The organism is Streptomyces sp. NPDC020747, from assembly GCF_044334695.1.
Taxonomy (GTDB): domain Bacteria; phylum Actinomycetota; class Actinomycetes; order Streptomycetales; family Streptomycetaceae; genus Streptomyces.
The window spans coordinates 799,099-823,093 of the sequence record NZ_JBIRTJ010000002.1 but is presented as its reverse complement, the minus strand read 5'-3'; the positions used below and the strand labels follow the sequence as shown (position 1 = coordinate 823,093).

Here is a 23,995-nt window from a genome sequence, read left to right as displayed (position 1 = left end):
GTGTCATTCTCCATATCAATCGGGCTACTGCTCGATGACACACCGTCTTGACCCCTAGGATTCCACCTATCACCTCACCGGTCTCATTCGACAGGAACCCCATGAGCGACACTTCCCCCTACGGCTTCGAGCTTGTGCGGCGTGGGTACGACCGCGCTCAGGTGGACGAACGCATCTCGAAGCTCGTCTCCGACCGTGACAGCGCTCTGGCTCGTATCACTGCTCTGGAAAAGCGCATCGAGGAGCTCCACCTCGAAACGCAGAACGCCCAGGCCCAGGTCAGCGACGCAGAGCCGTCGTACGCGGGTCTCGGCGCGCGCGTCGAGAAGATCCTCCGCCTCGCCGAGGAGGAGGCGAAGGACCTGCGCGAAGAGGCCCGTCGCGCGGCGGAACAGCACCGTGAGCTCGCCGAGTCGGCGGCCCAGCAGGTGCGTAACGACGCAGAATCGTTCGCTGCGGACCGCAAGTCCAAGGCGGAGGACGAGGGCGTCCGGATCGTCGAGAAGGCCAAGTCCGACGCTTCTCAGCTGCGTACCGAGGCTCAGAAGGACGCGCAGTCCAAGCGTGAGGAGGCGGATGCCCTCTTCGAGGAGACCCGCGCGAAGGCCGCTCAGGCCGCCGCCGACTTCGAGACGAACCTCGCCAAGCGCCGCGAGCAGTCCGAGCGTGACCTGGCCTCGCGTCAGGCCAAGGCGGAGAAGCGTCTCGCGGAGATCGAGCACCGCGCGGAGCAGCTCCGCCTGGAGGCCGAGAAGCTGCGTACGGACGCGGAGCGTCGCGCCCGTCAGACGGTGGAGACGGCTCAGCGCCAGGCCGAGGACATCGTGGCCGACGCGAACGCCAAGGCGGACCGGATCCGTTCGGAGTCCGAGCGCGAGCTGGCGGCTCTCACGAACCGTCGCGACTCGATCAACGCTCAGCTGACGAACGTCCGCGAGATGCTGGCCACGCTCACCGGTGCGGCGGTCGCCGCCGCGGGCTCTCCGGCCGAGGACGAGCCGATCTCCCGTGGGGTGCCGGCGCAGCAGACCCGGTAGTCGCGGGTCGTGGGGATCTGCGGGTCCGTCCGAACCGGTCGCACAGTTCCCCGCGTCCCCTCGGGGCACGCCTTCGAAGCCCCCTGCCTTTAAGTGGCAGGGGGCTTTGTCGCGTTTTAGCGTGGGCCCATGATCGAGCTCGAAGGGCTTACCAAGCGGTACGGCGAGAAGATGGCGGTGAATCATCTGACGTTCACCGTGCGGCCGGGCATCGTGACCGGGTTTCTGGGGCCGAACGGGGCCGGGAAGTCCACGACGATGCGGATGCTGCTCGGGCTCGACCGGCCGACCGCGGGTGATGTGCGGATCGACGGGCAGCACTACGACCGTCTCAAGGATCCGCTGAAGTACATCGGGGCCCTGCTCGACGCCAAGGCCATGCACGGCGGCCGCAGCGCCTTCAACCATCTCCTGTGTCTCGCGCAGAGCAACGGGATTCCGCGGGCGCGGGTGCACGAAGTCCTCGACACGGTGGGCCTCACGGCGGTGGCGAAGAAGAAGGCCAAGGGCTTCTCGCTCGGCATGGGGCAGCGGCTCGGGATCGCGGGCGCGCTGCTCGGCGACCCCCGGATCCTGATGTTCGACGAGCCGGTCAACGGGCTCGACCCCGAGGGCATCCACTGGATCCGCAATCTGATGAAGTCCCTGGCCGCCCAGGGCCGTACGGTCTTCGTCTCCTCGCATCTGATGAGCGAGATGGCGCTGACCGCCGACCACCTCGTGGTGATCGGCCAGGGCCGGCTGCTCGCCGACACCTCCATGGCCGACTTCATCCGCCAGAACTCACGGTCGTACGTACGGATCCGGTCGCCCCAGCGGGAGCGACTGCTCGACGTGCTGCACGAGGCCGGGATCACCGTTGTCGAGGCGGGCGGCGAGGCACTGGAGGTGGACGGTACGAAGTCGGAGCACATCGGGGAGCTCGCGGCCCGGCACCAGATCGTGCTGCACGAGCTGAGCCCTCAACAGGCCTCGCTGGAAGAGGCGTTCATGCAGCTGACGGCGGAGTCGGTGGAGTACCACGCGCACTCGGACCCGGGACTCGCCGGCACCGTGCCCTCCGCCGTTCCGCCTGCCGCACCGCCCGCCGGGCAGCAGGCGCCCCAGTGGGGCAACAACTGGAAGAGGGGCTGAATCCATGGCCGCGACCCAGGTCGTCCGGTCCGAGTGGACCAAGATCCGGTCGGTGGCGTCCACGGTGTGGACGCTCAGTCTCGCCGCGGTGGTCACCGTCGCGCTCGGCGTGCTCATCTCGCTGCTGTCCAGGAACGAGTTCGAAGACCTGAGCACGAAGGACCAGCTCTCCTTCGACCCGACGTACATCAGCTTCGCCGGGATGAGCCTCGGCCAGCTGGCGATGATCGTGTTCGGTGTGCTGGTGGTCTCCAACGAGTACAGCACCGGCATGATCCGCACCTCGCTCGCCGCGGTGCCGCAGCGCGGCACGTTCCTCTTCAGCAAGATCGCGGTGGCGACCGGACTCGCGTTCCTCGTCGCCCTCGCCACCAGCTTCGTCGCCTTCTTCCTCGGCCAGGCGATGCTCGGCTCGCACCGGGCGTCGATCGGCGCCCCTGGCGTCCTGCGCGCGGTCATCGGCGGCGGCCTCTACATGACCCTCATCGCCGTCTTCTCGATGGGCGTGGCCACGATGCTGCGCAGCCCGATGCTCTCCCTCGGCATCCTGATGCCCTTCTTCTTCCTGATCTCCGCCATCCTCGGCAACGTCTCCGCCACCGAGAAGGTCGGCCGGTTCCTCCCGGACCAGGCGGGCAGCAAGATCATGCAGGTCGTCACCCCGGTCGACGACGACGTGCCGTACGGCCCCTGGGGCGGCCTGGGAATCATGGTGCTGTGGGTCGTGGTCGCGGTGGTGGGCGGATACGTGCTGCTGAAGAGGAGGGACGCGTAGGGTTCACGATTTTGCTCAGCTTTGGGGGGAACCGTCAGCGCCCGGCTATCCTCCTAAGCCTTACGGGGGCGTGCGCCCCGACGTCCTGAACCTTTCGATGGGTGCGGAGAATGATCGAGGCAGTCGGCCTGACGAAGCGCTATGGCGACAAGACAGCCGTGCACAACCTTTCCTTCCAGGTAAGGCCGGGTTCCGTCACCGGCTTCCTCGGGCCCAACGGGTCGGGCAAGTCGACGACCATGCGCATGATCCTCGGGCTCGACAACCCCAGCTCCGGTCAGGTCACGATCGGCGGCTACCCCTACCGCAAGCTGCCCAACGCCCCCCGCCAGGTCGGCGCGCTCCTCGACGCCAAGGCCGTGCACGGCGGCCGGCACGCCCGCAACCACCTCCTGTGCCTCGCCCAGCTGTCCGGCATCCCGGCCCGCCGCGTGGACGAGGTGCTGGGCGTCGTCGGCCTCCAGGACGTGGCGAAAAAGCGCTCCAAGGGCTTCTCGCTCGGCATGGGCCAGCGGCTCGGCATCGCCGCCGCGCTCCTCGGCGACCCCCAGGTGCTGCTCTTCGACGAGCCGGTCAACGGCCTCGACCCCGAGGGCATCCTCTGGGTGCGGAACCTGATGAAGTCGCTGGCCGCGGAGGGCCGGACCGTCTTCGTCTCCTCCCACCTCATGAGCGAGATGGCGCTCACCGCCGACCACCTCATCGTGATCGGCCGCGGCCAGCTGCTCTCCGACATGAGCGTCCGCGACTTCATCTCGCACAACTCGGCCGACTTCGCCCGGGTACGTACGCCCGACACCGAGCCCCAGCAGCGCGAGAAGCTGACGGCGGCGCTCACCGAGGCGGGCGGCCAGGTGCTGCCCGAGCAGGACGGCGCGTTGCGTGTCATGGGCCTGCCGCTCGCCCGGATCAGCGACCTCGCGCACGGCGCCGACGTACGGCTGTGGGAGCTCTCCCCGCACCAGGCCTCGCTGGAGGAGGCGTACATGCGGATGACGCAGGGCGCCGTCGACTACCGCTCCACCGTCGACCAGCGCGCGGGCCTCCAGCAGCAGCTGCCGCCGGGCGCGACGCCGCCGCAGCAGATGCCGGTGCCGGGCCAGGGCCAGTCGGGCTGGTACGCCCCGCCGCCGCCCCAGCAGGGCGGCCAGCCGTTCGCGATGCCCCAGGCGCAGCCGCCCGCCGGCCCGCCCCCAGGCCCGTACGGCGCCCCCGGCGCCGGAGAGCCCAACCCGTACGCCCAGCCCGCCGGCACCACGCCCGCGGCCGCCCCCGCGCAGCCCTCCTCCGCCGCGCCCGACCTGACCAAGCCCGAGGACGCCCGATGAGCACGCCCCAGCACCAGACGCGGCAGCAGGCCGCCCCTGCCACCGACTGGCAGGGCGTGCCCGGGACTTCGTACACCTCGCCGATCCCGATCACGCGCACGCACCTCGGTCACGCGCTCGCCTCCGAGTGGACGAAGATCAAGTCGGTGCGCTCCACGATGTGGACGCTCGGTGTCTTCGTGCTGCTGGTCGTCGGCATCGGCTTCCTGGTCGCCACCCAGACCACCGACGAGAACTTCGAGGACGTCCCGTACACGGTTCCTGCCTTCTTCGGCCTGATCCTCGGGCAGATCTGCCTGATCACGCTGGGCGTGCTGGTGGTCTCGTCGGAGTACGGCACGGGCATGATCCGTACGACGTTCACGGCGTCGCCCCAGCGCTACCGGGTGCTCACCGCCAAGCTGATGATCTTCTTCGTCCTCGCGTTCGTCGTGTCGGCCCTCTCCATCGGAGTGGTCGGCCTGATCACGTCGGGCATGCACGGCGGTTCGTCGGACAACGCGTGGGGCGGGACCGTCGTGATCGGCGCGCTGTACGTGTCGCTGCTCGGCGTGCTCGCGCTCGCCGTGGGCTCGATGCTGCGGCACTCCGCCGGCGCGATCACCACGATGCTCGGTGTGGTGCTGGTGCCCGCGATCATGCCCGCGTTCCTGCTGCTGTCCAAGAACATGCGGACTATCGGCGAGAAGATGATGGAGTACAACGCTCCGAACGCGCTCGCCCGGATCTTCCAGATCGACGCCGACAACGGGAACGGCGGCCCCCAGCTCGCCCTCCTCGCGGGTGTCACCGCGGCGGCGATCGCCGGGGCGTACGCGCTGCTGGAGAAGCGGGATGTCTAGAACTGTCCGGAGTTCAGGGAACCGCACGCAAAAACGTTCGAAGGTCTAGAACCTCGGGGCGTTCCTGGACCGCTGCACCCGTGTGGTGCGGCGGTCCTTCGCGTTCCAGCACGCCTTGTGCCAGTGCCGCCGCTCGTCCACACCGGAGTGCTCGGGCCAGGCCACCACGTGCGGGACCCCGGAGGGAATCTGCTGGTCGCAGCCGGGGCAGCGGTACGTCTTGCCCTGGGCACTCGCGCCCGCCACGTGCCGTACGCTCCACGCCTCGCCCTGCCAGCTCTCCGTCGACTGCCAGCCGCCGTACCGGTCGGACGGGTCCGAACCGTCCGGGGACTGGCTCCGGCCGGAGTCACCGGCACCCTTGGGACGGTTGCGACGCGGGGACACAGGACACCTCACGGAGCTATACAGGGAGCACGGGCTGTGTCCAGCCTACGCGGAGCACCCAGGGGTACGCCTACGTCACCAACCCCCACAGATCCCCCGCACGGCCGGCTCATTCTGCAGACAATCCGCCAATCTCCCCGCCAGGCCGTGTCCTTGGCACGTGTCAGACGGTTATGCGACGTGGGGGAGCCGCGTCGGCACAAGGAGGCAGGAGTGCGATGCGCGTAGGAAGTTTTGTACTGGCGGCCCAGTTCCCGGGCCAGGGCCAGGGAGAGGCACTGCACCGCGCGGTGCGGTCCGCCGAGGTCGCCGAGGAGGCGGGGCTCGACGCCGTATGGCTGGCCGAGCACCACTTCGTGCCGTACGGGACGTGCCCGTCGGCCATCACGCTCGCGGCGTTGCTGCTGGGCCGCACCCGTCGGATCCGGGTCGGCACGGCGGTCAGCGTGCTGCCCACCGTGCACCCCGTGGCGCTCGGCGAGCAGGCCGCGCTGCTGCACGTGACGTCCGGCGGGCGCTTCTCGCTCGGGCTGGGGCGCGGCGGACCGTGGGTGGACCTGGAGGTCTTCGGGACGGGCCTCGACGCGTACGAGAAGGGGTTCCCGGAATCACTCGATCTGCTGGTGCGGTGGCTGCGTGAGCCGTCCGTCGCGGGCGGTTCGGAGCGCTTCGGTTTCCGTGAAGTCCCCGTCGTGCCAAGGCCGTCGGAGGCCCTGACGGGCGGTGAGAGCCCCGAGGTCGTCCTCGCCTGCACCTCACCGGCGAGTGTCCGGCTGGCCGCCGAGCGCGGGCTGCCGATGCTCCTGGGAATGCATGTCGGGGACGAGGAGAAGGCGGAGATGGTCACGCTGTGGCGTACGTGCGCGCGCGACGCGGGGTACTCGCCCGACGTGATCGCGGACGCTGCCCATGTCTCGGCCGGCATCGCCCAGGTCGCGGACCGGCGCACGGACGCGGCCGAGATGCTCCTGAAGGCCATGCCGGGCTGGCTGAAGCAGGGACTCGACGCCCATGTGACCGTGGACGGCCGGGCCCGCTCGATGCGGGACCCGTTGGCGTACACCGAACTGCTCTGCGGTCTGCACCCGGTGGGCACGCCCCGCCTGTGTGCCGACCGCCTCGCGGCGACCTCCGAGCGCACGGGGATCACGCGTTTCGCGCTTCTGGTGGAGGGCTCGGGCGACCTGGCGGCAACCGAGGAGAACGTCCGGCGCCTGGGGGACGAGGTGCTGCCGCGGCTGCGGTGAGCGGGGCCTCCCCCGCCCCGAACCGAAGGAACCCGCGTCCCGGCCGAGCCGGGATGCGACCGGGCCGTACGGGGGTGCGCCGGAAACGGGCCGGGGTACGTCCGGACCGAGCCGGAGTGCGTCGGGGCCGGGTCGGCGTGCGTGGGGCCGAGTCAGGGTGTGGCCGGGGCGAACTGGCGTGCGTGGGGCCGAGTCAGGGTGTGGCCGGGGCGAACTGGCGTGCGTCCGGCGGTTGTTGAGGTGTGTTCGGTTTCAACGGGTGCGTATCCGGCCGGAACAGAACCCTGTCCGGGTCCAAGCGGTGCGTGGTGCAGGGAGCTTGCCGCCCCAGTACAGAAGCACCTCCCGCGTACGGAGCGGCAAGCCGTGCGGCATCACTGCCTCAGCAGTCCCGGAACTCCGGCGACTGGTTCAGCAGCTGACTGCGCACCGAGGTGAAGCGGGTCAAGGTGTCGTCCACCGAGCCGTCCAGCGGGAACACCGCCACGCGGTGGCAGTTCTGGAAGGCCAGGCGCACCCCGAAGTGCCGCTGCAGCGCACCGCGTATCGCGTCACTCGCGAGCGCACGCAGCAGCTGGCCGCGCGCCTGCTCGTCCGGCGGAGGCGTCTGGTTGTCGGCGAAGTTGCCGCCGTCCACCTTCAGCTGAGCCACCAGGGAGCTGATCATCTCCCATGCGTAGGGCAGGGAAATCCGGACGCAGTCGACGAATTCCGCTTCGTCGACCTCGCCTCGCTCGGCCTTTTCGAGTAGGGCCGGTGAGACGTCCAGCGACATGGGTTCTCCTCTCGCACCCCCTCGGCAGAGGGGGTTGACGGATAGGTAAGGAGACCGCGACGCCGAACACGCTGAGTACACGCGTCGCGACCTCCCGTTTATACGGTAGGCAACTGTTCGTGGTCGCACCAGGACATTGAGAAACCAGGGGAGACTCAACCTGCTCACAACCGGCCACTTTCGAACAGGGCTTATCCGGGGAAACAGGGGCGACAGAAACAGCCACGGTCGAGCGGGCCGGGACAATAGGGGCGAACCGCAGGTTCTCGGTTGAGGGCGATGGTGGGTGACGGGTGGGAGGATCGCGCCGACCCGTGCCGGTCGAGTAGCGTTGCGGACCATGCGTCTCGTCATTGCCCGCTGCTCCGTTGACTACGCGGGCCGGCTCACCGCCCATCTCCCGTCGGCCCCCCGCCTGATCCTTGTGAAGGCCGACGGCAGTGTCTCGATCCATGCGGACGACCGGGCCTACAAGCCCCTCAACTGGATGTCGCCGCCCTGCACGCTGAAGGAGGGTTCGGGGGACGACGACGGTGTCTGGACCGTCATCAACAAGGCGGGCGAGAAGCTCATCATCACGATGGAGGAGGTCCTCCACGACTCCTCGCACGAACTCGGCGTGGACCCCGGCCTGATCAAGGACGGCGTGGAAGCGCACCTCCAGGAGCTCCTCGCCGACCGCATCGACACCCTCGGCCAGGGCTACTCCCTGATCCGCCGCGAGTACATGACGGCCATCGGCCCGGTCGACATCCTGTGCCGTGACGGCGACGGACAGACCGTCGCCGTGGAGATCAAGCGGCGCGGCGAGATCGACGGCGTGGAGCAACTCACGCGCTATCTGGAGCTGTTGAACCGCGACCCGCACCTCGCGCCGGTCCGCGGCATCTTCGCGGCCCAGGAGATCAAGCCCCAGGCCCGCGTCCTCGCCACCGACCGGGGCATCGGCTGCGCGGTCCTCGACTACAACGCGCTGCGCGGCATCGAGGACGACAAGCTGCGGCTGTTCTGACGGCCACGGAATCACTCGTACAACTGGTGCGTACGGCATGACGGTGGGCCGGGTCCTGTGGAGGACCCGGCCCACCGTCATGCCGTGCCGTACGCGGGTGCCGTACCCCGGGTGTCGTACCCCCGGTGTCAGATCGTCGGCGAGCCGCTGTCCGCCGGGCTGCTCGCGGCACTGCTGCTCTCGACCGGACCGGTGGCCGGGCCGCTGGCCGAGTCGGAGGTCTCCGGCGTGGTCGGATCGTCCGACGGCTCGCCCGTGGGCGGGTCCGTCGGGGGGTCGGTCGGCGGATCCGTGGGCGGGTCCGTCGGGGGATCGGTCGGCGGGTCGGTGGGCGGCTTCGGCGAGGTCGGCGGCTTGGGCGAGGTCGACGGCTTCGTCGTGGTCTTGGTCGGGCTCGGGCTCTTCGTCCCGGTCGGAGACGCCGACGGGCCCGTGCTCGAAGACGGCGCCGGGTCGTCCGAGGTCCCCATGATCCCGTCGTCGCCCGGGTCGGTGGGACGGCTCGTCGAGTCCGCGTCGCCGCTGCCCTTCTGCGGCCGGTCCGCGCCGAGTCCGTCACCGTTGTCACCGGCGCTGGCCGACGGGTTGGGGCCGACCCGCTCCGACGGGATGCCGTCGTCGGGGTTGGAGGTCGCGCCGAGCGTCACCACCGTGCCGAGCACGGCGGCGAGGAGCGCGCCCGCGCCCGCCGCCGCGAGGTTGCGCCGAGTGCCGTTGACCAGGCCCTTGACGCGGCCCGGCTTCGCCGCGGAGGCGGAACCGCCGCGGGTGATCACCGTCACGGACTCGCCCTGCTGGAACGAGGGGGCCGGCGTGAACCCGGCCGGTACGCCACCGGGCGGCGACGCCGACTCCTCGTACCGCGCGTCGGGCACCTCCTCGCCCGCCGTCGCACCGATCCCGGCCGGCGGTGTGGTGCCGGTGCGGTCCGCGACCAGTGCGAGGGCGCGGCGGCCCGCGACGGTGCCCCGCTTCTCGGCCAGGGCACCCCGCAGCCCGATGGACGCCTCCAGTTCGGCGCGGGCCCGGTCGAACTGCCCGCCGCAGACCGCCAGGATGCCCAGCTCGTGGTGGAAATAGGCTTGATCCGAGACCTCGCCGGACAGCCGGGCCGCCTCGGCGCCCGAGCGCAGCGCACGCTCCCAGGCACTCCAGTGCAGCCCCGCGGCGAACGCGGGCGCGGCCGTGCGCGCCAGCCGTACCGCGGTCGCGCTCTCCTCGTCCTCGGCCGGCGGCTCCGTGAGAGGCGCCAGGGCGGTCAGCGCGGCGAGCACGGCGTCCGCCTCGGCGACGACGCGCTCCGGGGTGACCGACGGATGCCCCGCCCACCAGGCGTAGTGCTCGGCGGCGGCGCGGGCCGTCTCCTCGACGTCGGACGCGTACCCGACGGCCTCCAGCTGGGTCTGCACGCCGGCGGCGAGCCGGTAGTGCGAGCCGACCGGCGTGACGAGCGCGCAGCCGACGAGCTCCGCGAGCGCGGCGTCCGCGTGCGTGTCCCCCACCAAGGCGGGCAGATGCGCCTGGTGCGGCACCTCGCCGCCCAGCGCGACGGCGAAGCGCAGCGTGCCGCGCGCCGACTCGCTGAGCCTGGTCGCGAGCAGCGCGGCCGGGGCGGCGCCGTCCGCGAGCGACGGCAGCGGTACGTCGTGGCCGTCCTCGGCGTCGAAGGGCGCGTCCACGGGCGCGTCCTCGTAGTAGCCGAACTCGTCGAAGGCGTTCGGGTCGGCGCGCAGCTGGTCGCGCTGCCGCAGCAGCGCACCGGCCTGCACGAAGCGCAACGGCAGCCCCTCGGACTCGAACCAGAGGTCGCCCGCCCAGTTCGCCTCGTCCTCGGTCAGGACGCGGCCTACGGCGCGCTCCAGCAGTTCGAGACCGCCGCCGCGGCCGAGGCCGCCGAGGAAGACCTCTTCGAGGAGCGAGTCGGTCGACGGCGCGGGAACGTCGGGTGTCGCGGAGATCAGGAAGGCGCACTCGGGGGTCGCGTCGAGCAGTTCGTCGAGCGCGCTGGCGCCGAACTCCAGGTCGTCCAGGACGACGACCGCGCCGATCTCGTGGACGAGTGCGAGCAGTTCCTCCCGCTCCGGTCGGTGCAGCGGAGCGGCGAAGACGGCGGCGAAGAGGTCGTGCAGCAGATCGTCCGGGGAACGGCGGTGGCCGCTGAGGCGCACCACTCCGTCCGGGGCGAGGTCCGCGCAGTCGTCGGCGACGGCGTCCAGGAGCGCGGTGCGGCCCGAACCCGAGGGTCCGGTGAGCCGCACGGAGCGCCCGCGCGCGAGCAGGCGCACAAGCCGCTCACGCTCCTCCTGCCGCTCCAGGAGCGGCAGTCTGGGCAGCGAGGCCCCGGGTGGTACGGGAGGTCGTGTCGAGCGGGCCGACTCGGCCCGCTCGGCTGCGCTGAACTTCGTGGGCCGCGGCGGTCGCTCGCCCGGCGGGCAGAGCTCGATCTCGCTGCCGTCGACGGGATTGACGGTGAGCAGATTGCCGCCCGACACGAGTTGGACGGTGCGCGCCAGTGCCGGCGTGTGCTGACCGAAGTCGGACGTCAGAGGATCACGCGGCGGCCGCTGTCGCGCCGCCGAGCCGTCGTCGTGGCCGTACTCTTCGGGTCCCCGGTTCATCGGGTCCATAGGTCCAAGCCCCCCAAAAGCGTGGTGTGCCGAGCCCCTCCCGGCCTTGCTGCACACTGCGCTGTCGCTTCTGGTCCGGTGCCCGCTCACGGGTTCGTCAAGACGCGGGCAGCCGAACCTTAAACCTTTGCACAGTATCTACGAACACACGGGGTACCGCGCCGTCCGAGACGTCACAGCTTCGTGAGGATTGTTCGCGACATACGTTTCGTACGATCGCTTCCTACCGGATCTTCGCCGTTTGCGACAGTGACGCCGAGTCACATCCAGGGGCGCCGCCGACCGCATCCAGGCCGAGGCGGGTCACGTCCGGGAGCGGCGCGAAGTCACACGCGGGGCAGCGACTCGACGCCGATGCCGCCCTCGATCGCCAGGATCCGGTGGAGCCGGGTGGCCACCAGCAGTCGCTGCATCTGCGGCGGGACGCCGCGCAGCACAAGCCTCCGGCCGCACCGCCCCGCCCGCCGGTGGGCCCCCATGATGACACCGAGCCCGGTGGCGTCCCAGGAGTCCAGCTCTGACAGGTCGAGCACCAGGTCGCCGACGCCGTCGTCGACTGCCGAGTGCAGGACCGTACGGGCGTCCGCCGCGCTGCGGACGTCGAGGCGGCCCCCGACGACCAGCTCGGCGTGGTCGCCCCTGATGTACATATGCGCTCCCCGAGAGTGCGTTTTCGTACGCTGCGTCTTCGTCGTGTCCTGTGTTGCCAGGACTGACTGCCGTACCGGGGCAGAAGTTGCCCTCTGTAAGCGAACCGATACCGAATTCACTCCGAGGAGTGACCGGTCGAAGATCGCCACAGAGTCAGTACGTGTATCAGTACGTGTAGAAGCCTTGCCCGCTCTTACGGCCGATGTCACCGGCGTCAACCATCCGGCGCATCAGCTCCGGCGGGGCGAACTTCTCGTCCTGGGACTCCGTGTAGATGTTGCTCGTCGCGTGCAGAAGGATGTCGACGCCCGTGAGGTCGGCGGTGGCGAGAGGACCCATCGCGTGACCGAAGCCCAGCTTGCAGGCGAGGTCGATGTCCTCGGCGGTCGCCACGCCCGACTCGTACAGCTTGGCCGCCTCGACGACGAGCGCCGAGATGAGCCGGGTGGTCACGAAGCCGGCCACGTCACGGTTGACGACGATGCAGGTCTTGCCGACCGACTCGGCGAACTCCCGCGCGGTGGCGAGCGTTTCGTCGCTCGTCTTGTAGCCGCAGACGAGTTCGCAGAGCCGCATCATCGGGACCGGCGAGAAGAAGTGGACGCCGACGACCCGCTCCGGACGCCCGGTGGCCGCCGCGATCTTGGTGATCGGGATGGCGGAGGTGTTGGAGGCGAGTACGGTCTCGTCCTTCACCAGCTTGTCGAGCGTACGGAAGATCTCGTGCTTGACTTCCAGCTTCTCGAAGACGGCCTCGACGACGATGTCGGCGTCGGCGACCGCGTCCAGATCGGTCGTCGTGGTGATACGGCCCAGCGCCTGCCCGGCCGCGTCGGCGTCCAGCTTGCCCTTGCTCACGAACTTGTCGTACGAGGCCTTGATGCCGTCGGTGCCACGGGTCAACGCCTCGTCGGTGACATCGCGCAGGACGACGTCCCAGCCGGCCTGTGCGGAGACCTGGGCGATACCCGAACCCATGAGTCCGGCCCCGATGACGGCGAGCTTCCGTGCCACTGTCCGACTCCCCTGCTGCGTTTTCCCGGCGGCGTTGACCATCACGAGACGACCCCGGGTAACACGCTGTCGGGTTGCCTCTTCGGCGGACCCTAGCGCTCGTCAGGCGCCGTGTGACCGGTAAGTAACGCGCGTCACGTCTCATAGGACGGACATCACACCGAGCGGCTCATTCCGCCGCCCGTACGGCGTAGTTGAGGACCTTCTCGCTCAACAGGTCCTCCATGCCGTCGAGCAGTCCCAGCACCTCTCGGGACACTTCGGCCGGATCGCGGCAGGCCATCATCTCGCGGCTGACCTCGCTCATCACCGTCTGGTGGAGCCAGCCGATCTGGCCGGCCATCAGGCCCGGCGTCGGATCGTCCGGATCGGCGCCCGTCTCCTCGCGCAGCGCCGCCTCCAGGTCGTCGTGGACCTCCTGCTGAAGGCTCCACAGGCGGGACCGGAGGGCGGGCGCGTCGTGGATGACCCGCATGAAGCGGTCGTACCCGTCCATCAGTCCGACCCGGGGCGAGACCGCCTCGACCTCCTCGCGCAGTTCGCGCAGGACGGCGACGGCGGCCGACTCGCCGACGCGGCGGCCGCGCACCCAGCGCGAGAGCCGGTCGACGACCCCCTTGCTGCGGTCGAAGAAGAGGTCTTCCTTGGCCGGGAAGTAGTTGTAGACGGTGTTCACGGACACGTCGGCCGCGTCCGCGACCTCGGCCATGGTCACCGTCACGAAGCCGTGCTCCAGGAACAGCCCCGTGGCGATGTCCGAGATGCGCTGCCTGGTCTCGCGCTTCTTCCGCTCCCTGAGCCCCTCTGCCATGGCTTCATCGTAGGCCGGACCGATGATTTCTGGGCTCCCTGAAATTTTGGTGGCGTTGCAAAATTTAAGTCCCTCTGTTTTTCTTGGCGCATGCCCATCATCAGCACGGCCGGCCTCGCCCGGACCTTCCAGACCAAACGCGGCCCCGTCGAGGCGGTCCGCGGCATCGACCTCACCGTCGCGGCGGGCGAGATCCTCGGCTTCCTCGGCCCGAACGGAGCGGGCAAGACGACCACACTCCGGATGCTCACGACCCTGCTGCCCCCGACCGGCGGCGCCGCCACCGTCGCGGGCCACGACCTGGCCACCGACCCGGAGGGCGTCCGCCTCGCGTGCGGGTACGTGGCGCAGTCCGGCGGCGTCGACCCCCAGATCTCCGTACGCGAGGAACTGGTCACGCAGGGACGGCTCTACCGCCTGACAAAGGCTCAGGCGGTGGAGCGCGCCGAGGAGTTGGCCCGCGAACTGGACCTCACCGGCCTCCTCGACCGGAAGACGTCGGCGCTCTCCGGCGGCCAGCGCCGACGTCTCGACATCGCGCTCGGCCTCACCCACCGACCGAAGGTCCTGTTCCTCGACGAGCCGACCACGGGCCTCGACCCGGCGAGCCGCGCGGACCTCTGGGACCTGGTCCGACGCCTGCGCGACGACCACGGCACGACCGTCTTCCTCACCACGCACTACCTCGACGAGGCGGACGCGCTCGCCGACCGGCTGGTCATCGTCGACCAGGGCGTAGTGGTGGCGGAGGGCACGCCGAGCGCGCTCAAGCTCCAGTACGGAGGGTCGATCGACGCGACGCTCCAGGACACGTTCCTCGCCATCACCGGCCGCGGCCCCGCGCCGGCCGACTCCACCCCCGTGGCCGTCTGACCGCCGATCCCTCTATCCGCCCAGGACGTGACGACATGCTTCTCCAGGACACCGCGCTGATCTTCGGGCGCTACCTCCGCCAGACCCTGCGCTCCAAGTTCGCGATGCTCTTCGGCGTGCTGATGCCGCTGCTGTACCTGCTCTTCTTCGGCCCGCTGCTCACCGATCTGCCGCTGGGCGGCGGCGGGAGTTCCTGGCAGGTCCTGGTACCCGGACTGCTGCTCCAACTCGGCCTGTTCGGGGCCGCGTTCGCCGGATTCATGATCATCGTCGAGAAGAACCAGGGGGTGGTGGAGCGGATGCGGGTCACCCCGGTCAGCCGCCTCGCGCTCCTGCTCGGCCGGGTGCTGCGCGACACGGTGATCTTCGTCTTCCAGGCGGTCCTGCTGGTCCTCGCCGCCGTGGTGATGGGGCTGCGCGCACCGGTCGCGGGCATCCTGATCGGCTTCGCGTTCGTCGCGCTGCTGACCGTCTCGCTGGCCTCGCTGTCGTACGCGCTGGCCATGAAGAGCGCGTCACCCCAGACGTTCGGCCCGACGGTCAACGCGCTGGCCATGCCGTCCATGCTCCTGTCCGGCCTCATGCTCCCCATGTCACTGGCGCCCGGCTGGCTCGACGCCCTCTCGCACGTCATGCCGCTGCGCTACCTGGTGGACGCGATGCGGGACGCGTACGTCGGCTCGTACGCGACCGCCTCCATGGCGTACGGCGTCCTGGTGTCCGTCGGCTTCGCGGGACTCGCCGTGACGGTGGGCACACGAGTGTTCCGGAAGGCCGGGGCGTAACTACGCTGGTCGCATGGTCAATCTGACGCGCATCTACACCAGGACCGGCGACCGGGGCACGACGAACCTGGGCGACATGAGCCGGGTCGCCAAGACCGACCCGCGGATCTCGGCGTACGCCGACGCCAACGAGGCGAACGCGGCCATCGGCACGGCGATCGCCCTCGGCGACCTCGACGAGGAGATCGTCAAGGTCCTCACCCGCGTCCAGAACGACCTCTTCGACGTGGGCGCGGACCTCTCCACGCCGGTCGCCGAGAACCCCGAGTTCCCTCCCCTGCGGGTCGAGCAGTTCTACGTCGACAAGCTGGAGGCGGACTGCGACCACTTCAACGAACAGCTGGAGAAGCTCCGCTCCTTCATCCTGCCCGGCGGCACCCCGGGCGCGGCCCTCCTCCACCAGGCGTGCACGGTGGCCCGGAGGGCGGAGCGCTCGACGTGGACGGCCCTGGAGGTGCACGAAGAGGTGATGAACCCGCTCACGGCGACCTACCTGAACCGCCTCTCCGACCTCCTCTTCATCCTGGCGAGGGCGGCCAACAAGGAAACGGGCGACGTTCTCTGGGTCCCGGGCGGCGAACGCTGAGGACGCGCCCTCCCCCACCCCTCCGGCGGAGCCTCACCTCTTGGTGAGGCTCCGCTCCTCCGACGCCCCATCCGCGGCGGAGCGCTCTGGAGCCTTCTTGGGCCAGATCAGGTACGTCAACGCGATCAACCCATGAATCCCGACCGTCCGCAGGGCCGCCCCCTGGAAGGACCGCAGCGACGACGCGTCCCCGGTGTCGCCGACATACAGGACGGCTCCCTGAAGGAGGGCACAGGCGACCGCCCCGGCGATGACCGTACGGACCCAGATCCTGGCCTCGTGACGGGCCCGGGCCATTCCGTAGCGGGGCGGCTTCACCGGAGGCGGGCCCCCGGCGAGGCGGTGAGAAGCGTGGCCGTCGAGCCAACGGATCGTGTAGTGGCCGTACGCCACCGTGAAACCGATGTAGAGGGCGGCCAGGCCGTGCTCCCAGCTCGGTTCGGCGCCCCGCTTCAGGTCGATCGCCGTCACCACGAACAGCACGACCTCAAGGATCGGTTCGCACAGCAGCAGGACAACGCTCGTACGGCGCATCTTCAGCAAGTAGCGGACCGCCAGGCCCGCCGCCAGCAGCACCCAGAAGCCGACCTCACAGGCGATGATCAGCGCGACAATCACGGCAAGCTCCTCTCAGTCACCCTTCAAGCCTCCCGGCGGGACCGGCCCCGATCGTCGTCACCAGTGACGAAACGGCACTGCATCCTTCGATGTAGCCGAGGACCGTCCCCGGGGATCAGGCGTCGGCAGCGCACTCCGTGTTGGATGGAGTCATGGCCCGCTCCCGCCCCCGCCCGCACCGCTTCGACGTGTACCTCGCCGTCGGCGGGCTGCTCGGCGGGCTCGTGTTCTGGTCACTCGGGCTGTACACGTCGGGCGGCGGCCTGATCTCGATGACATGGGGGCTGATCCCCCTGACCGTGATGGCGGGCCTGGAGCTGCTGCGCCGCACCCGACCGCAGATCGCCCTGGTCGTCGGCACGCTCGCGCTCGTCGCCGACCAGTTCGCCCCGGGCAACGCGGCGACGATCCTGATGTTCACCGACCTCGCCTACGCGGCCGTCCTGTACGGCACCCCGGCCGCGGCCCGCCGCATCCCGGTCATCACCGGTCTGGTCACCCTGGCCACGACACTCGGCTTCCTGATCTGGTGGCGCGAGCCGCAGGCCCTGCTCGTCGGCGTGGCCACCGGCCTCGTGTCGTTCGGCCCGGCCGCCACCGGCGCACTGGTCCGCAACCACCGCGACGCCGCCGAAGCGGCGAGGCTCCGCGCCGAACAGACCGCCCTGCTCGCCGAGATGGACCGCACCCAGGCCGTCACCGCCGAACGGGCGCGCATGGCAAGGGAGTTGCACGACATGGTCGCCAACCACCTCTCCGCGATCGCCATCCACTCCACGGCCGCGCTCTCGCTCGACGACCCCGACACCTCGAAGCAGGCCCTCGGCGTGATCCGCGAGAACAGCGTCGAAGGGCTCGCCGAGATGCGCCGCCTCATCGGCATCCTGCGCGACAGCGGCGGCGACACGGAGGCGGTCGCCTCGCCCACCCTCGACGGACTCGGCGCGCTGGTGGACCACGCCCGCGCCAACGGCCTCGACGTGGACCTGGACTGCGCGCACGCGACCCTCCCCACCCCGGTCGAACTGGCCGCCTACCGCATCGTGCAGGAGTGCCTGACCAACGCCCTCAAGCACGCCTCCCCCGGCCGGGTCACCGTCAGCCTCGCCCAGCGCGACCACTCCCTGGACGTGCGGGTGACCAGCCCGTACGGCGGCGCCAGGGACGACGGCCCGCGCGCGCCCGGCTCCGGTGCCGGCCTGATAGGGATGCGCGAGCGGGTCGCCCTGCTGCACGGCACGTTCGAGGCGGGACCCGTCGGGGACCCGGCCTCCGCCGACGGCAAGACCTGGACCGTACGCGCCACCCTCCCGATCACCGAAGGAGAAACCGAATGATCCGTGTGCTCGTCGCCGAGGACCAGTCCGCCGTACGCGCCGGTCTCGTCCTCATCCTGCGCAGCGCCCCCGACATCGAGGTGGTCGGCGAGGCCGCGGACGGCGAGCAGGCGGTGGCCCTGGCCCGGGAACTGAGGCCCGACCTCGTCCTGATGGACGTGTCGATGCCCCGCCTCGACGGCGTTTCCGCCACCCGCCAGGTCGTCGCCGAGCACCTCGCCGACGTGCTCGTACTGACCACGTTCGACCTGGACGAGTACGTCTTCGGCGCGCTGCGCGCGGGCGCCGCCGGCTTCCTGCTGAAGAACACCGAGGCACGTCAACTCCTGGACGCGGTACGGACGGTGGCGCGCGGCGAGGGCCTGATCGCGCCCGCGGTGACCCGCCGCCTGATCTCCGAGTTCGCGGCGAAGCCCGTACGCGAGCCGTCGGCCGATCCGTCCGTCCTCGACTCGCTCACGCGACGGGAGCGGGAGGTGCTGTCCTGCCTCGGCGAGGGCCTGTCCAACGCGGAGATCGGCGTACGGCTCGACATGGCCGAGGCGACCGTGAAGACGCACGTCAGCCGCCTGCTGGGCAAGCTCGAACTGCGCAGCCGGGTCCAAGCGGCGGTCCTGGCACAGGAGTTGGGCGTATAGCGGCGGGCGGCCGTTGAGAGCCGTGGCGCACGTCGGCCTGCGCTTGTAACAAGTGCGTGCTCTGCCCAGCCTCACTGGTCTGGACCTATTGACCTAAGGTCCAGACCTTTCTATTGTCCTGCGCACCTCATCAAACTCCCCATAGGAGACGCGGATGCGCCTCGGACACAGACTCGGACAGAGAGCCGTTGCAGGGCTCACCACCCTGTTGTTGCCGTTCGCCGCCCTGGTCGGGCTGGCGAGCCCCGCCTCCGCCGCCACGTCGGCGACCGCCACCTACGCCAAGACCCAGGACTGGGGAACCGGCTTCGAGGGCAAGTGGACCGTCAAGAACACCGGCACCACTGCCATCAGTTCCTGGAACGTCCAGTGGGACTTCCCCTCGGGCACCTCGGTCACCTCCGCCTGGGACGCCGACGTCACCAACTCCGGCACCCACTGGACCGCCAAGAACAAGTCCTGGAACGGCAGCCTCGCCCCCGGCGCCTCCGTCTCCTTCGGCTTCAACGGTACGGGCACCGGCTCCCCCGCCAACTGCACGCTGAACGGCGGCAGTTGTGACGGCGGCAGCGTCCCCGGCGACTCCGCCCCCTCGGCGCCCGGCACCCCCACGGCCTCCGACATCACCAACACCTCGGTGAAGCTGTCCTGGAGCGCGGCCACCGACGACAAGGGCATCAAGAACTACGACGTCCTGCGCGACGGTACGAAGGTCGCCACCGTCACGACCACCTCGTACACGAACACCGGTCTGACCGCTGGCACCGACTACTCCTACACCGTCCAGGCCCGTGACACCGCCGACCAGACCGGTCCGGCCAGTGGAGCGGTCGCCGTGCGCACCACCGGCGGCACCACCGACCCGCCCACCGGCGACAAGGTCAAGCTCGGCTACTTCACCGAGTGGGGCGTCTACGGCCGCAACTACCACGTCAAGAACCTGGTGACCTCCGGCTCCGCGTCGAAGATCACGCACATCAACTACGCGTTCGGCAACGTCAAGGACGGCAAGTGCGTCGTCGACGACACCTACGCCGCCTACGACAAGGCGTACACCGCCGACCAGTCCGTCAGCGGTACCGCCGACACCTGGGACCAGCCGCTGCGCGGCAACTTCAACCAGCTCCGCCAGCTGAAGGCCAAGTACCCGCACATCAAGGTGCTGTACTCCTTCGGCGGCTGGACCTACTCGGGCGGCTTCACCCAGGCCGCCGCCAACCCGGCCGCCTTCGCCGCCTCCTGCAAGGCGGTTGTCGAGGACCCGCGCTGGGCCGACGTCTTCGACGGCATCGACATCGACTGGGAGTACCCGAACGCCTGCGGCCTGACCTGCGACACGTCCGGCTTCAGCTCGTTCAAGACGCTCAGCCAGGCGCTGCGCACCGAGTTCGGCTCCAACTACCTGGTCACCGCGGCCATCACCGCCGACGGCTCCTCCGGCGGCAAGATCGACGCGGCCGACTACGGCGGCGCCTCCGCGTCGCTCGACTGGTACAACGTGATGACGTACGACTACTTCGGCGCCTTCGACGCGGACGGTCCGACCGCCCCGCACTCGCCGCTGACCTCGTACGCGGGCATTCCGGCGGCCGGCTTCAACTCGGCCGACGCGATCGCCAAGCTCAAGGCCAAGGGCGTACCCGCGAAGAAACTGCTGCTCGGTATCGGGTTCTACGGCCGCGGCTGGACCGGCGTGACACAGTCCGCCCCCGGCGGCTCGGCGACCGGCGCGGCACCGGGCACGTACGAGGCGGGGATCGAGGACTACAAGGTCCTCAAGAACTCCTGCCCGGCCACCGGCACCATCGCCGGCACGGCCTACGCCTACTGCGGCAACAACTGGTGGAGCTACGACACCCCGGCCACCATCGGCTCGAAGATGACCTGGGCCAAGAACCAGGGCCTGGGCGGCGCGTTCTTCTGGGAGTTCAGCGGCGACACGAGCAACGGTGAGCTGGTGAACGCGATCAACGGGGGCCTGAACTAGCGACCGTCAGCACCAACAGACAGCTCAGGCGACATTGACGCTCCCCCAGACTTCGTCCGGGGGGACCCCCAACCAACGAGTGAACGTGGCTACGCCACGTTCACTCGTTGTCCGGGCGGGGCTGCTTCGAGCCACGCGAGAAACCCGGTCAGCGCGTCCTCGCTCATGGCCAGCTCAAGGCGCGTACCGCGATGGACGCAGGCGAGGATGATCTGGTCGGCGAGCAGCGCCAGCTCCTCCTCGCCGTCCGGGGTGCGGCGGCCGGCCACCTCGATCGCCGAGCGCTCAAGGACACGGCGCGGGCGGGGAGCGTACGAGAAGATGCGGAACCACTCGATGCGGTCGCCGTTGTAGCGGGCGATGCCGTAGCCCCAGCCTTTGCCGCTGGTGTCGCTCTTCTCCGGGGCGTCCCAGCGGAGGCTGCAGTCGAACGTACCCCCGGAGCGCTGGATCAGCCGGCGGCGCAGATGGAACACGAAGAGTGCCACCGCCACCAGCACGACTACCAACCCGCACACAGTCAGAGCGAGGACCATCGACACCGACCTCCTCGTCTCCTAGGTAACGGAAAGGAAAAAAGCACCCGCATCGCCTCAGCCGCGACCCGGTCCGGAAAAGCTCCGGTCCTGGCCGCGGCTGAGTCACTCCCTGTGGTGCGCTCTGTTCAGCGCACCGCCACCGCACGCAGACGGACGTCCGCGCGACGCTCGGCAGAGGCATCGCCCTCCGCCTTCGCGCGCTCGAGCTCCCGCTCCACGCGCTGGACATCGATCTCGTCCGACAGCTCGGCGATCTCGGCCAGCAGCGACAGCTTGTTGTCCGCGAACGAGATGAAACCGCCGTGCACCGCGGCGACGACAGTTCCACCATCACTCGTACGGATGGTCACCGGGCCCGACTCCAGCACACCGAGCAGCGGCTGGTGGCCGGGCATGACGCCGATGTCGCCGGACGCGGTACGCGCGACGACCAGGGTGGCCTCGCCGGACCAGACACTGCGGTCCGCGGCGACGAGCTCGACGTGCAGCTCAGCAGCCAAGGTGGGCTCCTCGGGTCACCACCCGGCTTTCGCTGCCGGGTGTTGGGTCAAAGTCTAGTGGGCGTACGAAGAGGGGCAGGACGCACCCGCCCCTCTTCGTGAAGCAGTGCTCGATCAGAAGCGCTGGTTCAGGAGACGCCGAGCTCCTTGGCCTTGGCCTTGAGGTCCTCCAGGCCACCGCACATGAAGAACGCCTGCTCCGGGAAGTGGTCGTACTCGCCGTCGCAGATCGAGTTGAAGGCTGCGATGGACTCCTCCAGCGGAACGTCCGAACCGTCCACGCCGGTGAACTGCTTGGCGGCGTGGGTGTTCTGGGACAGGAAGCGCTCCACGCGACGGGCACGGTGGACGACGAGCTTGTCCTCTTCGCCCAGCTCGTCGATACCGAGGATCGCGATGATGTCCTGGAGGTCCTTGTTCTTCTGCAGGATCGTCTTGACGCGCATGGCGGCGTCGTAGTGGTCCTGCGCGATGTACCGCGGGTCCAGGATGCGGGACGTGGAGTCCAGCGGGTCCACGGCCGGGTAGATGCCCTTCTCGGAGATCGGACGGGAAAGAACCGTCGTCGCGTCGAGGTGGGCGAACGTGGTGGCCGGGGCCGGGTCGGTCAGGTCGTCCGCGGGGACGTAGATCGCCTGCATCGAGGTGATCGAGTGACCACGGGTCGAGGTGATGCGCTCCTGGAGGAGACCCATCTCGTCGGCCAGGGTCGGCTGGTAACCCACCGCGGAGGGCATACGGCCGAGCAGGGTCGAGACCTCGGAACCGGCCTGCGTGAAGCGGAAGATGTTGTCGATGAAGAACAGCACGTCCTGCTTCTGCACATCGCGGAAGTACTCCGCCATGGTCAGACCGGCGAGGGCCACGCGCAGACGGGTGCCCGGGGGCTCGTCCATCTGACCGAAGACAAGAGCGGTCTTGTCGAGAACACCGCTCTCTTCCATCTCCGCGATGAGGTCGTTGCCCTCACGGGTGCGCTCACCGACGCCCGCGAAGACGGAGACGCCCTCGTGGAGGTTGGCGACACGCATGATCATTTCCTGGATCAGCACGGTCTTGCCGACACCGGCACCACCGAACAGACCGATCTTGCCGCCCTTGACGTACGGGGTGAGAAGGTCGACGACCTTCAGGCCCGTCTCGAACATCTCGGTCTTCGGCTCAAGCTGGTCGAACGCGGGGGCCTTGCGGTGGATGGTCCACCGGTCGCCCGTGTAGGGCTCGTCGGAGTTCAGCACCTCGCCGAGGGTGTTGAACACCTTGCCCTTGGTGAAGTCACCGACCGGGACGGAGATGCCCGTGCCCGTGTCGGTCACCGCGGCCTGGCGGACCAGACCGTCGGTGGGCTGCATCGAGATGGTGCGGACCAGGCCGTCACCCAGGTGCTGGGCGACCTCCAGGGTCAGAATCTTCTTCTCGCCGGCGTTGGCCGGGTCGGCCACCTCGACGTGAAGGGCGTTGTAGATCTCCGGCATGGCGTCGACGGGGAATTCCACGTCGACGACCGGGCCGATGACCCGGGCGACGCGGCCCGTGGCAACGGCCGTCTCAACTGTCGTCGTCATTTACCTGTCACTCCCCGCGGTCGCGTCGGCCAGGGCTGCGGTGCCACCGACGATCTCGCTGATTTCCTGGGTGATTTCGGCCTGGCGGGCCGCGTTGGCAAGTCGGGAGAGGCTGGTGATCAGGTCTCCCGCGTTGTCGGTGGCCGACTTCATCGCGCGGCGCGTGGCGGCGTGCTTGGAAGCGGCCGACTGGAGCAGCGCGTTGTAGATACGGCTCTCGACGTACCGGGGCAGAAGGGCGTCGAGGACGTCCTCCGCCGACGGCTCGAAGTCGTACAGCGGAAGGATCTCGCCCTTGGACGTGGACTCCTCCGCGACCTCTTCGAGGCTGAGCGGCAGCAGTCGGCTGTCGACCGCCGTCTGCGTCATCATCGAGACGAACTCGGTGTAGACGATGTGGAGTTCGTCCACGCCGCCGTCCGCCGTCTCCTTCTCGATGGCCTCGATCAGCGGAACGGCGACCTTCTTGGCGTCCGCGTACGTTGGCTCGTCGGTGAAGCCCGACCACGACTCCGAGACCTTGCGCTCACGGAAGTTGTAGTGGGCCAGACCACGGCGGCCGACGATGTACGTGTCGACCTCCTTGCCCTCGGCCACCAGACGGGCGGTCAGCTTCTCCGCCGCCTTGATGGCGTTGGAGTTGAACGCGCCGGCGAGGCCGCGGTCGCTCGACAGGAGCAGCACAGCGGAACGCGTCGGCGTCTCGGCCTCGGTGGTCAGCGGGTGCTGGGTGTTCGAGCCCGTGCCGACCGCCGTGACCGCCCGGGTGAGCTCGGTCGCGTACGGCGCGGAGGCCCGTACCTTGCGCTGCGCCTTGACGACACGCGAGGCGGCGATCATCTCCATCGCCTTGGTGATCTTCTTGGTCGCGGTGACGGATTTGATGCGACGCTTGTAGACCCGGAGCTGGGCTCCCATGAGTCAGGT

24 protein-coding genes are annotated in these 23,995 nt (G+C 69.5%); 13 read left to right on the top strand and 11 right to left on the bottom strand.

The genetic code is table 11. The features are described 5' to 3' along the window. Positions 1 to 101: 101 nt before the first annotated feature. The 5 genes from ACH4YP_RS08780 to ACH4YP_RS08760 all read left to right on the top strand — a co-directional run bounded on the left by ACH4YP_RS08780 (position 102) and on the right by ACH4YP_RS08760 (position 5,116). Positions 102 to 1,037 (top strand): cellulose-binding protein, encoded by a 936-nt coding sequence (locus tag ACH4YP_RS08780; RefSeq protein WP_361068879.1) that lies wholly within the window; start codon positions 102 to 104, stop codon positions 1,035 to 1,037. Positions 1,038 to 1,166: 129 nt separating this feature from the next. Beyond that, complete coding sequence (locus tag ACH4YP_RS08775) at positions 1,167 to 2,171, top strand: ABC transporter ATP-binding protein (protein ID WP_361068882.1); 1,005 nt, start codon at positions 1,167 to 1,169, stop codon at positions 2,169 to 2,171. 4 nt (positions 2,172 to 2,175) lie between these two features. Continuing rightward, positions 2,176 to 2,946: an ABC transporter permease gene (locus ACH4YP_RS08770; protein WP_361068885.1), complete on the top strand. Its 771-nt coding sequence runs from the start codon at positions 2,176 to 2,178 to the stop codon at positions 2,944 to 2,946. Between the two features lie 110 nt (positions 2,947 to 3,056). Continuing rightward, a complete protein-coding gene (locus tag ACH4YP_RS08765; RefSeq protein ID WP_361068888.1) occupies positions 3,057 to 4,274 on the top strand; it encodes an ABC transporter ATP-binding protein in 1,218 nt (405 codons plus the stop codon). Next, positions 4,271 to 5,116, top strand: a complete 846-nt coding sequence (locus tag ACH4YP_RS08760) for an ABC transporter permease (protein WP_398489955.1) — start codon at positions 4,271 to 4,273, stop codon at positions 5,114 to 5,116. Before ACH4YP_RS08765 ends, ACH4YP_RS08760 begins: the two co-directional genes overlap by 4 nt. A 45-nt stretch (positions 5,117 to 5,161) precedes the next feature. On the opposite strand, the gene ACH4YP_RS08755 is transcribed toward ACH4YP_RS08760, so the two are convergent. Further along, a complete protein-coding gene (locus ACH4YP_RS08755) occupies positions 5,162 to 5,503 on the bottom strand; it encodes an ATP/GTP-binding protein (RefSeq protein ID WP_200395824.1) in 342 nt (113 codons plus the stop codon). Positions 5,504 to 5,721: 218 nt separating this feature from the next. On the opposite strand from ACH4YP_RS08755, the gene ACH4YP_RS08750 reads away from it, so the two are divergent. Beyond that, positions 5,722 to 6,750: an LLM class flavin-dependent oxidoreductase gene (locus ACH4YP_RS08750; protein WP_361068891.1), complete on the top strand. Its 1,029-nt coding sequence runs from the start codon at positions 5,722 to 5,724 to the stop codon at positions 6,748 to 6,750. Between the two features lie 382 nt (positions 6,751 to 7,132). On the opposite strand, the gene ACH4YP_RS08745 is transcribed toward ACH4YP_RS08750, so the two are convergent. Then, positions 7,133 to 7,525: an SCO5389 family protein gene (locus ACH4YP_RS08745; RefSeq protein WP_055617795.1), complete on the bottom strand. Its 393-nt coding sequence runs from the start codon at positions 7,523 to 7,525 to the stop codon at positions 7,133 to 7,135. A 340-nt stretch (positions 7,526 to 7,865) separates the two neighbouring features. On the opposite strand from ACH4YP_RS08745, the gene nucS reads away from it, so the two are divergent. Continuing rightward, on the top strand, positions 7,866 to 8,537 hold the full coding sequence (nucS, locus tag ACH4YP_RS08740; protein WP_361068893.1) for an endonuclease NucS: 672 nt from the start codon (positions 7,866 to 7,868) through the stop codon (positions 8,535 to 8,537). 128 nt (positions 8,538 to 8,665) lie between these two features. Here the strand turns inward: nucS and ACH4YP_RS08735 are convergent, their stop codons facing one another. The 4 genes from ACH4YP_RS08735 to ACH4YP_RS08720 all read right to left on the bottom strand — a co-directional run bounded on the left by ACH4YP_RS08735 (position 8,666) and on the right by ACH4YP_RS08720 (position 13,640). Beyond that, complete coding sequence (locus tag ACH4YP_RS08735; protein ID WP_398489953.1) at positions 8,666 to 11,164, bottom strand: ATP-binding protein; 2,499 nt, start codon at positions 11,162 to 11,164, stop codon at positions 8,666 to 8,668. Positions 11,165 to 11,490: 326 nt separating this feature from the next. Next, the gene (locus ACH4YP_RS08730; RefSeq protein ID WP_030672301.1) at positions 11,491 to 11,814 is read right to left on the bottom strand and encodes an STAS domain-containing protein; all 324 of its coding nucleotides are present in this window, start codon (positions 11,812 to 11,814) and stop codon (positions 11,491 to 11,493) included. Positions 11,815 to 11,980: 166 nt separating this feature from the next. Then, complete coding sequence (locus tag ACH4YP_RS08725) at positions 11,981 to 12,829, bottom strand: 3-hydroxyacyl-CoA dehydrogenase family protein (protein WP_398489950.1); 849 nt, start codon at positions 12,827 to 12,829, stop codon at positions 11,981 to 11,983. A gap of 169 nt (positions 12,830 to 12,998) precedes the next feature. After that, complete coding sequence (locus tag ACH4YP_RS08720) at positions 12,999 to 13,640, bottom strand: TetR/AcrR family transcriptional regulator (protein WP_361068901.1); 642 nt, start codon at positions 13,638 to 13,640, stop codon at positions 12,999 to 13,001. Between the two features lie 90 nt (positions 13,641 to 13,730). Between ACH4YP_RS08720 and ACH4YP_RS08715 the strand changes: the two genes are divergently transcribed. The 3 genes from ACH4YP_RS08715 to ACH4YP_RS08705 are packed head-to-tail and all read left to right on the top strand — an operon-like array spanning position 13,731 to position 15,884. Then, a complete protein-coding gene (locus ACH4YP_RS08715; RefSeq protein WP_361068904.1) occupies positions 13,731 to 14,513 on the top strand; it encodes an ATP-binding cassette domain-containing protein in 783 nt (260 codons plus the stop codon). Positions 14,514 to 14,548: 35 nt separating this feature from the next. Continuing rightward, the gene (locus ACH4YP_RS08710) at positions 14,549 to 15,298 is read left to right on the top strand and encodes an ABC transporter permease (protein WP_398489948.1); all 750 of its coding nucleotides are present in this window, start codon (positions 14,549 to 14,551) and stop codon (positions 15,296 to 15,298) included. Between the two features lie 13 nt (positions 15,299 to 15,311). After that, the gene (locus ACH4YP_RS08705) at positions 15,312 to 15,884 is read left to right on the top strand and encodes a cob(I)yrinic acid a,c-diamide adenosyltransferase (RefSeq protein ID WP_398489946.1); all 573 of its coding nucleotides are present in this window, start codon (positions 15,312 to 15,314) and stop codon (positions 15,882 to 15,884) included. A 33-nt stretch (positions 15,885 to 15,917) separates the two neighbouring features. Here the strand turns inward: ACH4YP_RS08705 and ACH4YP_RS08700 are convergent, their stop codons facing one another. Further along, positions 15,918 to 16,502 (bottom strand): hypothetical protein, encoded by a 585-nt coding sequence (locus ACH4YP_RS08700; RefSeq protein ID WP_398489945.1) that lies wholly within the window; start codon positions 16,500 to 16,502, stop codon positions 15,918 to 15,920. A 152-nt stretch (positions 16,503 to 16,654) separates the two neighbouring features. Between ACH4YP_RS08700 and ACH4YP_RS08695 the strand changes: the two genes are divergently transcribed. From ACH4YP_RS08695 to ACH4YP_RS08685, 3 genes are all read left to right on the top strand, one after another. Further along, positions 16,655 to 17,839 (top strand): histidine kinase, encoded by a 1,185-nt coding sequence (locus ACH4YP_RS08695; protein ID WP_361055263.1) that lies wholly within the window; start codon positions 16,655 to 16,657, stop codon positions 17,837 to 17,839. Then, positions 17,836 to 18,477 carry a response regulator transcription factor gene (locus tag ACH4YP_RS08690; protein WP_361055260.1) on the top strand — a complete coding sequence of 214 codons (642 nt, stop codon included), beginning with the start codon at positions 17,836 to 17,838 and terminating at the stop codon, positions 18,475 to 18,477. The genes ACH4YP_RS08695 and ACH4YP_RS08690 overlap by 4 nt, the downstream gene beginning before the upstream one ends. 154 nt (positions 18,478 to 18,631) lie before the next feature. Further along, positions 18,632 to 20,464 (top strand): glycosyl hydrolase family 18 protein, encoded by a 1,833-nt coding sequence (locus ACH4YP_RS08685; protein ID WP_398489944.1) that lies wholly within the window; start codon positions 18,632 to 18,634, stop codon positions 20,462 to 20,464. Positions 20,465 to 20,553: 89 nt separating this feature from the next. On the opposite strand, the gene ACH4YP_RS08680 is transcribed toward ACH4YP_RS08685, so the two are convergent. The 4 genes from ACH4YP_RS08680 to ACH4YP_RS08665 form a co-directional block, all read right to left on the bottom strand. After that, complete coding sequence (locus tag ACH4YP_RS08680) at positions 20,554 to 21,000, bottom strand: DUF2550 domain-containing protein (protein ID WP_055614422.1); 447 nt, start codon at positions 20,998 to 21,000, stop codon at positions 20,554 to 20,556. 128 nt (positions 21,001 to 21,128) lie between these two features. After that, a complete protein-coding gene (locus tag ACH4YP_RS08675) occupies positions 21,129 to 21,503 on the bottom strand; it encodes a F0F1 ATP synthase subunit epsilon (RefSeq protein WP_306937917.1) in 375 nt (124 codons plus the stop codon). A gap of 128 nt (positions 21,504 to 21,631) precedes the next feature. After that, the gene (gene atpD / locus ACH4YP_RS08670; RefSeq protein WP_361055253.1) at positions 21,632 to 23,068 is read right to left on the bottom strand and encodes a F0F1 ATP synthase subunit beta; all 1,437 of its coding nucleotides are present in this window, start codon (positions 23,066 to 23,068) and stop codon (positions 21,632 to 21,634) included. After that, a complete protein-coding gene (locus tag ACH4YP_RS08665) occupies positions 23,069 to 23,986 on the bottom strand; it encodes a F0F1 ATP synthase subunit gamma (protein ID WP_361055250.1) in 918 nt (305 codons plus the stop codon). Positions 23,987 to 23,995: the final 9 nt, after the last annotated feature.

What these genes read in the sequence shown, in the direction of transcription:
- ACH4YP_RS08780 (WP_361068879.1), top strand. Translation starts at nt 102, where the DNA reads ATGAGCGACACTTCCCCCTACGGCTTCGAGCTTGTGCGGCGTGGGTAC.
- ACH4YP_RS08775 (WP_361068882.1), top strand. Translation starts at nt 1,167, where the DNA reads ATGATCGAGCTCGAAGGGCTTACCAAGCGGTACGGCGAGAAGATGGCG.
- ACH4YP_RS08770 (WP_361068885.1), top strand. Translation starts at nt 2,176, where the DNA reads ATGGCCGCGACCCAGGTCGTCCGGTCCGAGTGGACCAAGATCCGGTCG.
- ACH4YP_RS08765 (WP_361068888.1), top strand. Translation starts at nt 3,057, where the DNA reads ATGATCGAGGCAGTCGGCCTGACGAAGCGCTATGGCGACAAGACAGCC.
- ACH4YP_RS08760 (WP_398489955.1), top strand. Translation starts at nt 4,271, where the DNA reads ATGAGCACGCCCCAGCACCAGACGCGGCAGCAGGCCGCCCCTGCCACC.
- ACH4YP_RS08750 (WP_361068891.1), top strand. Translation starts at nt 5,722, where the DNA reads ATGCGCGTAGGAAGTTTTGTACTGGCGGCCCAGTTCCCGGGCCAGGGC.
- ACH4YP_RS08745 (WP_055617795.1), bottom strand. Translation starts at nt 7,525, where the DNA reads ATGTCGCTGGACGTCTCACCGGCCCTACTCGAAAAGGCCGAGCGAGGC.
- nucS (WP_361068893.1), top strand. Translation starts at nt 7,866, where the DNA reads ATGCGTCTCGTCATTGCCCGCTGCTCCGTTGACTACGCGGGCCGGCTC.
- ACH4YP_RS08735 (WP_398489953.1), bottom strand. Translation starts at nt 11,164, where the DNA reads ATGGACCCGATGAACCGGGGACCCGAAGAGTACGGCCACGACGACGGC.
- ACH4YP_RS08730 (WP_030672301.1), bottom strand. Translation starts at nt 11,814, where the DNA reads ATGTACATCAGGGGCGACCACGCCGAGCTGGTCGTCGGGGGCCGCCTC.
- ACH4YP_RS08720 (WP_361068901.1), bottom strand. Translation starts at nt 13,640, where the DNA reads ATGGCAGAGGGGCTCAGGGAGCGGAAGAAGCGCGAGACCAGGCAGCGC.
- ACH4YP_RS08715 (WP_361068904.1), top strand. Translation starts at nt 13,731, where the DNA reads ATGCCCATCATCAGCACGGCCGGCCTCGCCCGGACCTTCCAGACCAAA.
- ACH4YP_RS08710 (WP_398489948.1), top strand. Translation starts at nt 14,549, where the DNA reads ATGCTTCTCCAGGACACCGCGCTGATCTTCGGGCGCTACCTCCGCCAG.
- ACH4YP_RS08705 (WP_398489946.1), top strand. Translation starts at nt 15,312, where the DNA reads ATGGTCAATCTGACGCGCATCTACACCAGGACCGGCGACCGGGGCACG.
- ACH4YP_RS08695 (WP_361055263.1), top strand. Translation starts at nt 16,655, where the DNA reads ATGGCCCGCTCCCGCCCCCGCCCGCACCGCTTCGACGTGTACCTCGCC.
- ACH4YP_RS08690 (WP_361055260.1), top strand. Translation starts at nt 17,836, where the DNA reads ATGATCCGTGTGCTCGTCGCCGAGGACCAGTCCGCCGTACGCGCCGGT.
- ACH4YP_RS08685 (WP_398489944.1), top strand. Translation starts at nt 18,632, where the DNA reads ATGCGCCTCGGACACAGACTCGGACAGAGAGCCGTTGCAGGGCTCACC.
- ACH4YP_RS08680 (WP_055614422.1), bottom strand. Translation starts at nt 21,000, where the DNA reads ATGGTCCTCGCTCTGACTGTGTGCGGGTTGGTAGTCGTGCTGGTGGCG.
- atpD (WP_361055253.1), bottom strand. Translation starts at nt 23,068, where the DNA reads ATGACGACGACAGTTGAGACGGCCGTTGCCACGGGCCGCGTCGCCCGG.
- ACH4YP_RS08665 (WP_361055250.1), bottom strand. Translation starts at nt 23,986, where the DNA reads ATGGGAGCCCAGCTCCGGGTCTACAAGCGTCGCATCAAATCCGTCACC.